Source organism: Providencia sp. (assembly GCF_003533305.1).
Lineage (GTDB): Bacteria > Pseudomonadota > Gammaproteobacteria > Enterobacterales > Enterobacteriaceae > Providencia.
On the sequence record NZ_DOEH01000023.1, the window covers coordinates 215,698 to 228,174 of the forward strand.

Here is a 12,477-nt window from a genome sequence, read left to right on the forward strand (position 1 = left end):
TTCGGTGACAGTGTTCAATTCGGTTGACGCGTCATCACAGAGTTCTTTTTTGTTGATTAAGGGGGATGGTGTGGCCTGGTGGGATTATTGTGCTGAAGAACCTACTAGTGGTGGTTGGAGTACTTGCTGGGCTCCTGGCTCTGATAGTCGAACACGCGGTGCAGATATGCAACCTACGATTAATTATGTAACAGGGAACGATCCGATATCGAAAATAGAGGGTGCTTGTACTGTGTATTTCCAACCATACTATGAATTTGGGGGGATGCATGTTAAATATAAGTCTGCGCAGCCAGAAGGCTGGAGCTCGTCGCCCGGTGGATTCGGGGGGGCTCTAATGTACTCTCTTAATTTTAGTAATTGTCAGACGGTTGTTGGAGGGGGGCGCTATACATTCCCATACATAAGAGATTATAAGTTTGTCAGTTTCCCACAAAAGGTCAATAGGACAAAGAGTTTATGCTATAACATGTATATAAATGCAAATGGAAAGAATTATCCTCTTATTGATGGATGCAAGCCGATAGATGATGGCACTGCAACACCGACACCCACACCCGTGTCCTGTAGTTTCGATCTGCCTTCGGTTGTTGAGCATGGGGTAGTAAACAAAAATGAACCTTCTCTAGTTACTGTGCCTAGCCATTTTCAATGTAGTAAGACTGCGTCGGTATCATTTCTTTTTAGTGGTTTTCAATCCACATCCGCGAGCGGTGGTGCCGTATATGAATTCGATTCTTCGAAAACAAAGACAACAATGTGTATAAAGAAAAAAGGTAGTACTTCATGTAATGGCGGTAGTAATGCACTGGTTATTAATGCATCATCAGGAGATATCATTATTACCTCCGAACTTGACTCGAGCTTAAGTGAATCGGGTTCTTTTTCATTAAGTGCTCCTTTGATCGTATCATATAATTGACTTATTCTTTGTTCATGGTTAGGAAATTGGATGTCTCTTTTGCACTAATATCCTAACCGCCATCCTCTATGCTGATTACCGATCAGGTTCGCCTATTTTTATTGGCTTATACTCAAGTGTAAATTTTTTATAACAATTTACTCCCAACCTATTTACGCAATGGTCACTTCTCCTTTTCTTCCTTCCTTGCATTACTAAACTGTAAATAAGCTATAAACTTTTATTTCTTAATGCCGATAATCATAAGGTGGCGTTATTTAGAAGATTAGTATTATTAGTTATCAGATAAATCAAGCATGTCTAATATGGAAGATTTATAGCTATATATGGTTTTTGGTGATATCTGTAAAATTTTTCATTTAAATATGAATAAGAAGATTCTCTTTTCGTAGAAAAATTGCTATTTTTAAGATAATTCCTGTAGCTGGCATTCTTTTTTCATTAAATTAATTTTTTCTTTTTTTAATAAAAAAAGTAATGATTTATAGATGTTTGATTTTGATCAAAAAAAAATATTGCGAGGCTTTTAAGTCTGCATTGGTAATATTTTACGGGTAAAAAAACTTTATTACTCCTTTTAGGTGTTGGTGTGGATTTAAATTAATTCTATTTGTGTTCATTTGTAACAAAATGAAAAAATAAGCTAAATTAAGTTTCGAATCATAACGTGATTATCGATAAATGATATTATATGTCACTTATAATTAACATTCTATAAATAATGTTTTTTCCAGTATTTAATTATATTAATCAAATATTTAATATAACTAAAGTCAAATAAGGTACGTACTTTCCCTCATTAAAAACAATGTTATTAACTAAACATTTAGTTATGATAGTTTAATCCTATTAAACTTCATTATTTCCATCTGTTTAAACATTTTTACTCATATTTTAATCTGTCTATATTAAAAAGGAATTAATAATTAATACTATTAGAAAATAATAATTAGATTAAATTTATTTTTTGGGAATTAAGTTTATGGAATCAAATAAGATAAGTTATTACGCTGGTCGTTTTTTACGTAAAGCAAGAAAAGATAAAAATATGACGGGTCAGCAATTAGCAAAATTAATGCATGTTAGCCAACAACAAATATCTCGATATGAAAACGGAAAAACGCCATTAACAATAGATACATTAAGTCAAATTTTAAAGTTATTAGATAAAACTTGGTCTGAGTTAATTTTTTTTGTCCAAGAAGAATCTAAGTTTGATAAAGATGAGGATGAATTTTATTCATTAAGTAAACATTTAATTAACAATCTTTTTAGATAATTAATGATTTTTATATGAATTCATATTTAGTGTTTTTATTGTTTTTTTTTTACTAAAATTTAATTAACGATTATGTTTTATAAAAAACACAAATAAAAGTGTTTTTTGTACCATGTATTTGTTTTTTTTACCCTGTGTTTGTTTTTGAATAATAAATTAGAGAGAATAAAATGTTTAATAAAAAAATAACGGCTGTAGCGCTATCTACAATTATTGCTGCTTCTTTCACTACTATTGCTAATGCAGATACTCGTACCGCTCAAGCAACGGCAACTTGGCAAGCGACAGCAATTAAAGATACAACAAGTATGTTGGTTGTAACGCCATTAAGAAGCTTAACTTTTAATTATGCAGAAGGCCAACAAAGCTTTAATCAACAAAATGGAGCTTTTGATGTTGCTATTCAAGGACAAACTGGTGCAACTGATTTTAAATTAACATCAAAGATTATTGCAAATACATTATCTAGAACTATTGATGATTCAAAATTAATGGTTGGAGTTAAGTGGAATGGCGAAGATTTAGATAAAACAACAGATACTACACTTGTTGATGTTTTAGCGGGTCAAACTTCTGGTCTGGATAACTTAGCGGCAGATGGTGTTTACAATGGCGCTGATCGTGCAACAGATCGTGGTGAATTCACTTTTGTTATTGCAAGCGCTGAATCTGCTGGTGCAGCAGCTGAATTTAAAGATCTTACTGATGGTGTTTGGGATGGCGATGTGAAAGTTCAATTTACTGCAAATTGGGAAGGAACTTTCACTCCAACTCCATAGTTTATTCATGTTAATTAAATAGAAAATTTTATATTACGATAAAGATAATATAAGGAAATAGTGTCTTTATCGTTATCTTATTTGAGTTTTTTTATGAAAAAAATAATACTTGCAGTTATTTTATTATCAGTGGTACCAATAAGAAGTAGTTTAGCGGTAAATGTTGGTAATATAACAGAGATAATGTCTTCAGAAGAGGGGATGCTATCAAAAGAAATAGAAAATACAGTTGATACTGCAAGATTAGTTAATTTAAGTATCGAAAAAATAGATTCTCCGTTAGAGAATGGAAAGTTAATTGAAATTAATGACCCTAATGAAATATTGTCAACACCAGCGAATATTATTCTTCCGGGGAATGCTAAAGATATATTCAAGATAATTTACCAAGGCCCTAAAGATGATAAGGAACGTTACTATAGATTAAATTGGAAAGATGACCCAATTAGTGAAAGTGGAATGACTAAGAGTTCAAAGTCTGCTTCTGCAACAACATCAGCAACAATTAGCACTATACTTGTTGTTGCACCAAGAATTGAAAATTTTAATTATAAATATGAAAAATACCAAGTCGCTAATATGGGAAATACCTCTTTTCGTGTAGTTGCATCTGGGCCTTGCTTGACGGAGAAAATTAAATTCGGAACTGAAGGGATCTGTCGCGAGCGTTATTATCTGATGCCGAAGTTAGCAGTGAAACTTCAATTAGTCGATATAAATAATAAAAAAACAAGCATTGGTATTTGGCACAAAGGAGAGTTCATTGTTGTCAAATAATTAGGAATGGACTTTAATTATGCGCAAGAGTGTTATTGCATTATCAGTAATGAGTATTATTTTTTCAAATGCTGTTCATGCCAAGGACATAAAACGAATCAAAGTGGGTGATTTTATAATTCCACCTGCTTTTGTTATGGCTTTGGAAGAAGGGATGTCTATCCCAGTATTCTTGCGACTAGACAATGAAACACAAAAAAGTCAAAGTAAAGATAAAATAGCTGATGCTACAATTGTTATTGATCAAGGGAAAATTAAACTTGCTAATATCCATTTGTTAGATGCAAATCAAGGGCCTAAATTAAATAATTTATTAATTGAAAAGTTAATAAATAAAAAGGATGCTTTTTTTGATACAAATAATGGTATAACAATTGATAATGACGCTACTTTAAAACTCAATATATCATCTTTTAATTTGTCATTAGATGTTGATAAGACTGCTTTTTCTCCTAAAGAAAAAATTAGAAAATTCTCACTTGGTGACTCTTCTGTAAATACGATTTCAGCGGTGGCAAATTACGATCTTGGCGTTTTTCAAAGCCAGATCAGAAAGGGAAAAAATTCATCAAGTAGTTATTTCAACTTAGATACTTTATTGGCAGTAGCTGAGCATCATATTAACGTTAACGCATCAGCTTACAGTATTGGAAAATCAAATTCTAATATTGAGCTTTACCGTGCGATGTATGAACGTGATTATAATGGATTGCGTTTTGCTTTTGGGTTAATGAGTACGTGGAACCTACAATCTATTGCTAGCTTGACAACATTAAATAGTAGTAAGGTTTATGCTGCTTCTATTGGTAACAATTCATCCAGTATCGTTGTGAATAAGCAACATTCGCTGACACCAATTTATGCATTTTTAAATAGCCCAGGCGAGGTACGAATTTATCGTAATGGGAAGTTATTAAATATTCAAAATTTTCCAATGGGAAGTTATGAAGTTGATACCAGCATTCTACCATTTGGTATTTATGAGGTTACAGTTGAAACTGTTATAGACGGTAAAATTATTACAACACAAAATCAAACTATCAATAAATCCTTTGGTTCTAAAGGTATTAATTTTGAAAAATTGAGCTGGGAAATTTATGGTGGCTATATTGATTTTGACAAGAAAAGATATGTTAGAGGTAAATATAATCAGCGTAACTCGTTAGATAAGAGCTATTTATTTGGTGCTTCAGCTGCAAAAGGTTTTCCTGTGCTATCAGGACTAAATATACAAATGTCTAACTATGGTTATGACAACTTTTTGGTCAATGAAAGTAGCGCAAATCTTTCTTTAAATCAGTATATGTCAGTTTCTTGGCAGGGAATGATTGAGAATCATGGTAGTCATCGAAATATTGCGACGTTATCCGTAAATATACCTGAAGGGTATGGGTCTATATGGGCATCCAAAGAAAAAGCTGTTATTAAAGGTGATTTACCTGTCTATGATGCTGACAGTTATTCTTATGGTGCAACTATGAACTTCGATAAAGTTATTGAGCGTACTGGTACTTTTACTATTAGTAGTACAACAGATAAACGCACTAGAAGCGATTCAATTAACTATGAGTATGCGAATACATTATTTTCAGGTCGTTACGGTACTGTCGGTTTAAGAGCGGGTATTCAGCGTTATCATTATGACGACCAAAAAAGTATGAATGAAAAATTTGTGAGCCTTGACTTTTCACTTCCATTAGCGACATGGCTAAGTACAGGGGTCTCTTCAAGCAATGGTAATGTTAAAGCTAATATTTATGCGAATAAAAATTTTGAAGATTCTGCTATTACTAATATAGGCGGCTCAGTTTCTAAATTAGTCAAAGATAAAAATAATGGAGAATCTGATATTTCCACTATGGCTTATGCATCTTATGACATGAAATATAATTCTGGAATGATAACAATTAACCGGCCTGATAATAATCGACTTAATGGTAATTTTACCTCAAGAGGTGCTGTAGCTTATAGTGATGGAATTGTTATGCCTAGTGGGCAGCAAGGTAAATCAGGCGTCATTATTAATTCAGATATTTATGGAAATGGCAGTATGACTGCTCGCGTTAATGGGCAAAGTTATCCGATTAGTGGGAAAAACACCTTTATTCCATTATCACCTTATTCAAACTATGACATTCAATTAATGAATGATGCAAAGTCTAAAGATAGTTTTGATATTGTTTCAGGACGAAATAAGTTAGTAACTTTATATCCAGGTAATATTGCTATTTATAAACCAGAAGTTAGGCAGCTTGTTACTGTATTCGGTCGACTTAAATCGCCAGATGGTGAGTTTATTAAATATGCATCGATCCGTAATCATATTGGCAGAACTAAAACAGATCAAAATGGTGAGTTTTCCATGGATGTTGATATTCGCTATCCGGTTATTTCTCTTCTACAAGAAGATGAGAAAACAATCTGCGAAGCCGATTTAAATTTAGCAGGCGCGCGTGGTGCATTATGGCTAGGTGATGTGACTTGTGATCCACAAAGAATAGTTGCGCAAAGACAATGAGAATTTCATGATGAATAAGACGATTTCCACTATTTTTTTGACGAGTTTTCTATTAGCTAGCGATATTGCTTTAGCTACAACTGTTACTAACAGTTATGTTTTTATCGAAAATGGTGTGGATAGTGAATATTTTATTACACCGAAAACGACTGATCCCCGATTTTCTGGAGCTAATAAATATACCCGCTATTCTGGTAGCTCACAATTAAGTTTGGGGTATATGGGATACGTTAATACTAGTATTAGAGCGAACCAAAATGTTGATATTTGGTTAGAGAATTCGCCAATAGATGGACCTTTTACAGGAAATAGATGCATGCGCGGCTATTGTGGCGATGATAGCGGCTATTGGCCTGCCCAATATATTGGCAGTGATGGTGCGTATAAAATAGTGCAGAGTGATGTTCGAGGGGAATCAACCTATGCGCGAGGGATATTTAGTGATTCAACCTATCGATATTTCCTATCTGTACCGGTGGGTACTGTAGAAACGTATAGCTATAGAGCTTGTATGACCACAGTCGATTATGATCCTAGTCGGGGAGAGTCTTGTCGAGGTGTTGGTGGCAATATTATTGCATCACATGAGTTTGTAATAACTAAATCAGGCCATATTAAATTAACGGCTACGGGGGCAATACAAGAAGTTTATATTGATACTAACGGTAACCCAAGTTTAGGGCCGGGTGCACAGTTTTGCCGCTTGGGTACAGTTTCTCGAGTAGATGGTTTGATTTGTCAAATGATCAATCATGAAACGACAGGGGATATTTTTACAAATATTCGGTTAGGACTAAAAATAAACTCGACTTTAATTCCGTTCACGCCAACAGGAAGCTCAATAAAAATTGGGCCTGATGACGGAAGTAATAATTGGTATAATTACAATACAACTTATAATGCTAATTATTATTTTACAAACAATAGCAATCATATTGCTATCTTTTTCTCAAACACCTTTTTTAAGCAACTGATAGCTCAAAATGTAGATTTTACGAATAGCCAAGATTTTTTTACATTCTCATTTACTAATACAGCTGCACCCCAATCTGGATTCTATGAGTTTACACCTTCAAACCAATTAGTGATTAAACCACGAGATTATGGAATTAGCATTGTTCCTAGCGATTTCATACCGAATCCATCGAAAACGGGGAAAGTAGGCGCATCAGAGCCGCCTATTGAATTTAATTATATTGTTACGACAAGTGGCCCAAGGCAGGCTGATTCAATTACAGCTCGAGTAGAAGGGCCAAATATTAATGTTAGTGGGCGAAATTATTGTTTGTTCACATCCGATGATGACAGATATCAAGTGCCATTTTCTGCTTATCTTTCATTTAAAAATGCCTCAGGTATTGAGGAGTCGTATCGTTCAAATTGTGATAGTACTGAAATTTCTATGAAAAATGCACTCTGGGTAGAAACACCATGGGATATTCCTAATCAAGATTTAGGGTCATTTTACCGTACAAATTTAGATTTAAGCTTTCCAATGAACGACTCAAATTCACTTTTTACTTTAGATGGTATTGATTGGTTAGGTACTGTTTCTGCGAGTGGAACTGTTGTTGTAAAAGCTATTTGGACTGGGCCAGATGTACATTAGAGGCTTAGTCGTTTCTATAGTAAATGAAAATGGGCTGTTTTAAGAATAGTAGCTATTGGGATATTAAATGAATCAGTTAGTTTTAATCGATAAATTTATACATGATGAAAATAAAAATCCTTTGTAAAAACATATTATTAGTTTTACTCCTTTTGTCTTTTGGGAGAGCTTATGCGTTGTATATTAGCTCTGATATATCGTCATTAGAGGCAAGTAAAACATTTTTTTCAAAATCCTATATTAATGATACTAAAAAGACCAATTTGTATGATTTTAGTGCATATAAAATTGATAAACCGGGAAGTGCAGAAAAAGGGCAGGCTATTATTGATGGGGAGATTATTTTTACACCACTAAAAAAAATCTTACTACCCGGTGAACAGGAGTTTTTTAAAATTTTTTATCGCGGAAATAGCGATGAAAAAGAACGTTATTACAAGATTATTATTAGTGAAACACCACTTGAAATGCAGAGTGAAAATCGACGTGAAAGACAATCTTTGTTTTATCCTACGATGAGCCTAGAAACCTATTTTGTCGTGAGACCAAAAGATATCAATTTTAAATATGAGGTTAATACCAATGAAGGGGTAATAAAAAATATCGGTAATACCTATTTTCGAGTCATCTTACACGATGATTGCAGTTCTGAGGATGAAACGCCGTTAGTATTATATTTGTTACCACAGGAAGAGTATCGAGATTTAAAAGTAAAAAATAAAAGTCGAAAATATATTGTGATTTTTGATAAATATTATCCTATTGGCAATTGTGAAACATTGTAAATAAATGGGTTGAAATTATAGGTTTAATTTATTGATTGTTATGCATAGCGTGGTTGAAATGATGAGCAATCAAGAAGGAGGCTAATTTTAGCCTCTTTTTTTTGAATAATATAAATAATGATAAGAAAAAAATTATGTTTAATATGATGGTTTGGGCAGAATTAAGTACATAAAATAATTAAATTGGTTTAAGTATAGCCCGGTTAATAACTATGAAAATTTACTATAGAGTAACAAATTAGAATTTTGCAAACAATACTTCACTTAAATTTACAAAGTAAGTCGTAAATGGATTTGTTTTATTTTATTAGTATGATTAACTCAATGTAATTGCTTAAAAGATAACCAATCTATTTTTAGATGAATTATTATAAAAAATTTTATAAAACAAATTGTTATATTGAAATTAAATTATTTCATTATGTGACTTTGAGGTTTCCATTAATTTCAATATGTAAAAAAATATTATTTTTGGAATTTAATGTCAATTAACTAGTCATTTTATGATTAAAGCAAGATTATTAACTATTTCAATAGTTCTGTTTGAACATCGTTTATTATAAAAAGAGTATTGTTTTGGTTTTTAACGCTTACTTTACGCTTAGTTTGTGTAATTTAGATGCCGCAGCTAAAAGCCATTGTTAAAGTATGGTTTTTATTTTTTTTATTTGGCATTAGAATTTACTTCCCTTGTAAAACACTGTGATTGTTTGTTTTTACTATACAATTCACTTGTTTTTAGGAGTAAAAAAGCCAAAATGGAATGAATTAGTATGAATAATTTAATATCAACGACTAAAGATCACATAGCAATTGCCATCGGCTATGAGCTTTCAAAGTTAAGAAAATTACGAAACCTATCGGGAAAGAAACTTGCTGAAATGATAGATATTTCACAGCAACAGATTTCTCGATATGAAAGAGGTACTTGTCGTATCAATACCGACACATTAGTTTATTTATTATATAAATTAGGTACCTCTCTTGATGATTTCTTTATTGGTGTATCTTTGAGATTAAAAGAAATAGATCCTGAATTATATAAAAATTATCGATTTCTGTTTTATCCCTTAACTAGAGATAGCTATAAAAAATATTTTAAATTTGATGATACATCTCATTTTGGTTGACGCTATTCTATTGAATTTATTTTTAATTAATTTTATTAATTAATTTAATGGGTTTTTAGCTGCACTTATTTATTATATTTGTGTAGTGATAACCTTATGTTGAATATAAATTAAAATATAAGAAAACAATTCAATATCTAATATTGGGTTGTCTTTGCTGTGTGTTTTATTTAAATATTAGAGAGATTATAGTATGACATTTAAAAAAATTGTTCTCACTACTACATTATTTGCAAGTACTGCTGGTATGAGTTTAAGCGCGAGTGCTTCACCATCAGCAGAAGTTACATTACAAGGTGTTATTACGAGTACAACCTGCGATGTGACGATTAATGGTGGGAAATCTATTTTAAACGTTGGTGTATTTAAGCCAGCAGATTTCGTGGCAAATAAAATGTTAGGTGCCGTCAAGATGCCTGTCACACTAACTAATTGTAAAGCCGATGAAACGGGTGATTTGATTATTCAAGGTTTAACGTCTGTCGCTAATAATGACCAAAATATTTTTGTTAGTAATGATGCAGAAAAAGTTGGTTTCATGATTGCGCAAGATGATGGAAAAACGATTGTTAAAAATGGTCAACGTATTGGTTTGGATGCTAAAGAAGATGGTGTGACTGAGTATGTCTTTACCGTTGGTATGGCTTCTGCTGCCGCAAATCCTGAGCCAAATGCTTACAGCGCTCCTATCTTAATTTCTTATATCGTTAATTAATTTATCGGTAACTAACGCGAGTTAGCAGGAGATATCTTCTGCTAACTCAAATAAAGGTTGTGTGGATGATGCGTATTTATCGTTTTTTGTGGTTGAGTGTGATGAGCCTTTATTTTTTTTGTACTCATGCAATGGCCGGGATATCTCTAGATAGTACTCGAATTATTTTCGCGGAAGGTCGTGAAGCAAAAAGTCAATCGATAGGTGTGACAAGTAGTACCCAGTCAGCAACTGCTTATTTGGTGAAGGCGCAAGTGATGGGAGATGTTCGGGGGATACAAATGCAAACGCCTTTTTCTATAACACCATCACTTTTTCGCTTAGAACCAGGAAGTTCTAATCAGTTGCGGATATTGAAGACAGGAAATCAAGTGTTGCCTCAAGATAGAGAGTCTATCTTTTACCTTCGAGTCATGGCGCTACCATCAGGGCAAGAAAAAGAGTCTACATCGACAATAAAATTAGGTGGTGCTATCACAGTGTCAACTGGAAATGTGATTAAACTTTTCTATCGCCCATCTAAATTATTAATGACCCCACAGCAAGCGATGGCGTCACTGCAATTTTCACGCCACGGGCACGTATTGCAGGTAAATAATCCAACACCTTATTTTGTCACTTTATCATCACTGTCTTCTGGGGGGAAAATCGTTCCAATCAGTGTTCGTGAGCAAAATACAATGATTGAACCTTTTGGAACAATGGCGTACCCGGGTGCAAGTGTGGTGGGAAAAGTGACATGGAAAGCCATTAATGATTATGGCGGAATGGAGGTTTTCCATGGCGTTATTCGATAACTCAATGGTTTTAAAGTTCTTTATAGGAATGAGTGCATTATTTAGCAGTTCGGTAGTGCTTGCCACATCAGCATCTGTCGAATTTAGTGCAAAAATTGCCTATGAGGGAGCTTGTGAGATAGCGGTACCACCAACGGTGATTTTTAATCATGGCGAAGAGATTTTACCGAGCCAAATAGAGGCAAAGGATGCCGCGGCGAAAAAAAACTTTAATTTGATGCTGACTAATTGCAAAGGGGTTGGTGTGACACCGAAGATTAGTATCGTAGGCCCTTCAAATGCTGATTATGGCGATGATTTATTTTTAGACCCTATTGGTACTACATCAATCGGTTACGGTATTTTATTGAAAACTGAAGGGAACGCAACGTTCCAACCAAATGTGAATTTAGCGAGTAATAAAACCATTTCAACGGTTGATCATTGGGACAAAAGTACGAGCTTGGACACTATCAATGGCGCATTACCTATAGTGGCTATTTTAAGCTGTGGGCGTTGTGATGCTAAGGGACGTATTGGTGGTGAGTTGAATGCTACTGTGACTTTTGATTTTCAATACGATTAATTCATGAGGCGAACAATGAAATTACTGACCTTTACTTTTCAATGTATGGGAGGGCTTGTTTTCATGTTTACGATTAATTCGATGGTATTAGCGGCGGATCTTTCCATGATGGCATCAATAGCGAAGAAAGGCGTAGGGTGCGAAATAACCTTACCGCAGAATGTATTGACTTTTGCTCCCCTAAGTATGCGTCAGCTTAAAGGCCCAATTCAAGCTCACCAAATTAAGTCGTTAATTGTGCGCTTATCCTGTGTAAATGAAACTGAATTAATTAAGCCAATGCTGACCTTGCGAGGTATCACACCTTATGCAGAAGATTTGCATCAAACTGTATTTTTAGATGATACGCCTAACGGGGTTGGGTTTATGGTGCGCCAGTCACCGGATGATAAACCAATCGGGTTATTAGATTTTTATCAGCCTGATGCTGCGATTGGTAATGATAACACTGTGCAACCACTTAATGTTCTGAATAACGACAATCAATACAAAAGCGATAACGTATTGTGGGTTGGGATTGTAGGACCGTTGCAAAGTAACATTATTGCAGGGCGTTTTCATGCATCGTTGACCATCAATGTGGCATTTCAATAGTGGATAT

At 33.8% G+C, this 12,477-nt stretch carries 12 protein-coding genes; 11 read left to right on the forward strand and 1 reads right to left on the reverse strand.

Annotated features, from left to right (window positions below; translation table 11 throughout):
- Positions 1-693 precede the first annotated feature (693 nt).
- Positions 694-840, reverse strand: a complete 147-nt coding sequence (locus DD649_RS20145) for a hypothetical protein (protein WP_336430927.1) — start codon at positions 838-840, stop codon at positions 694-696.
- 1,064 nt (positions 841-1,904) lie between these two features.
- Between DD649_RS20145 and DD649_RS15390 the strand changes: the two genes are divergently transcribed.
- The 11 genes from DD649_RS15390 (at position 1,905) to DD649_RS15440 (ending at position 12,470) form a co-directional block, all read left to right on the forward strand.
- Positions 1,905-2,201 carry a helix-turn-helix transcriptional regulator gene (locus tag DD649_RS15390; protein WP_294108525.1) on the forward strand — a complete coding sequence of 99 codons (297 nt, stop codon included), beginning with the start codon at positions 1,905-1,907 and terminating at the stop codon, positions 2,199-2,201.
- 170 nt (positions 2,202-2,371) lie between these two features.
- The gene (locus DD649_RS15395; protein ID WP_294108526.1) at positions 2,372-2,980 is read left to right on the forward strand and encodes a common pilus major fimbrillin subunit EcpA; all 609 of its coding nucleotides are present in this window, start codon (positions 2,372-2,374) and stop codon (positions 2,978-2,980) included.
- Positions 2,981-3,073: 93 nt separating this feature from the next.
- Entirely contained in the window at positions 3,074-3,757 is a 684-nt protein-coding gene (locus DD649_RS15400; protein WP_294109141.1) for a hypothetical protein, read from the forward strand.
- A 19-nt stretch (positions 3,758-3,776) separates the two neighbouring features.
- Positions 3,777-6,275 carry a CS1-pili formation C-terminal domain-containing protein gene (locus DD649_RS15405; protein WP_336430928.1) on the forward strand — a complete coding sequence of 833 codons (2,499 nt, stop codon included), beginning with the start codon at positions 3,777-3,779 and terminating at the stop codon, positions 6,273-6,275.
- 7 nt (positions 6,276-6,282) lie between these two features.
- Entirely contained in the window at positions 6,283-7,884 is a 1,602-nt protein-coding gene (locus tag DD649_RS15410; protein WP_294108530.1) for a fimbrial protein, read from the forward strand.
- A gap of 101 nt (positions 7,885-7,985) precedes the next feature.
- The gene (locus DD649_RS15415; RefSeq protein ID WP_294108532.1) at positions 7,986-8,669 is read left to right on the forward strand and encodes a fimbrial protein; all 684 of its coding nucleotides are present in this window, start codon (positions 7,986-7,988) and stop codon (positions 8,667-8,669) included.
- Between the two features lie 773 nt (positions 8,670-9,442).
- The gene (locus tag DD649_RS15420) at positions 9,443-9,799 is read left to right on the forward strand and encodes a helix-turn-helix transcriptional regulator (protein WP_336430929.1); all 357 of its coding nucleotides are present in this window, start codon (positions 9,443-9,445) and stop codon (positions 9,797-9,799) included.
- 193 nt (positions 9,800-9,992) lie between these two features.
- Positions 9,993-10,514, forward strand: a complete 522-nt coding sequence (locus tag DD649_RS15425) for a type 1 fimbrial protein (protein ID WP_294108537.1) — start codon at positions 9,993-9,995, stop codon at positions 10,512-10,514.
- Positions 10,515-10,579: 65 nt separating this feature from the next.
- The gene (locus DD649_RS15430; protein WP_294108539.1) at positions 10,580-11,311 is read left to right on the forward strand and encodes a molecular chaperone; all 732 of its coding nucleotides are present in this window, start codon (positions 10,580-10,582) and stop codon (positions 11,309-11,311) included.
- Entirely contained in the window at positions 11,295-11,876 is a 582-nt protein-coding gene (locus DD649_RS15435) for a fimbrial-like protein (protein ID WP_294108541.1), read from the forward strand. The genes DD649_RS15430 and DD649_RS15435 overlap by 17 nt, the downstream gene beginning before the upstream one ends.
- Before the next feature lie 15 nt (positions 11,877-11,891).
- Positions 11,892-12,470 (forward strand): hypothetical protein, encoded by a 579-nt coding sequence (locus tag DD649_RS15440; protein WP_294108543.1) that lies wholly within the window; start codon positions 11,892-11,894, stop codon positions 12,468-12,470.
- The last annotated feature ends 7 nt before the right edge of the window (positions 12,471-12,477 follow it).

Bases quoted from the DNA above. Each gene is read 5' to 3' on its own strand.
- DD649_RS20145 (WP_336430927.1), bottom strand. From the start codon at position 840: ATGATATCTCCTGATGATGCATTAATAACCAGTGCATTACTACCGCCA.
- DD649_RS15410 (WP_294108530.1), top strand. From the start codon at position 6,283: ATGATGAATAAGACGATTTCCACTATTTTTTTGACGAGTTTTCTATTA.
- DD649_RS15435 (WP_294108541.1), top strand. From the start codon at position 11,295: ATGGCGTTATTCGATAACTCAATGGTTTTAAAGTTCTTTATAGGAATG.
- DD649_RS15405 (WP_336430928.1), top strand. From the start codon at position 3,777: ATGCGCAAGAGTGTTATTGCATTATCAGTAATGAGTATTATTTTTTCA.
- DD649_RS15425 (WP_294108537.1), top strand. From the start codon at position 9,993: ATGACATTTAAAAAAATTGTTCTCACTACTACATTATTTGCAAGTACT.
- DD649_RS15390 (WP_294108525.1), top strand. From the start codon at position 1,905: ATGGAATCAAATAAGATAAGTTATTACGCTGGTCGTTTTTTACGTAAA.
- DD649_RS15420 (WP_336430929.1), top strand. From the start codon at position 9,443: ATGAATAATTTAATATCAACGACTAAAGATCACATAGCAATTGCCATC.
- DD649_RS15415 (WP_294108532.1), top strand. From the start codon at position 7,986: ATGATGAAAATAAAAATCCTTTGTAAAAACATATTATTAGTTTTACTC.
- DD649_RS15430 (WP_294108539.1), top strand. From the start codon at position 10,580: ATGATGCGTATTTATCGTTTTTTGTGGTTGAGTGTGATGAGCCTTTAT.
- DD649_RS15395 (WP_294108526.1), top strand. From the start codon at position 2,372: ATGTTTAATAAAAAAATAACGGCTGTAGCGCTATCTACAATTATTGCT.
- DD649_RS15400 (WP_294109141.1), top strand. From the start codon at position 3,074: ATGAAAAAAATAATACTTGCAGTTATTTTATTATCAGTGGTACCAATA.
- DD649_RS15440 (WP_294108543.1), top strand. From the start codon at position 11,892: ATGAAATTACTGACCTTTACTTTTCAATGTATGGGAGGGCTTGTTTTC.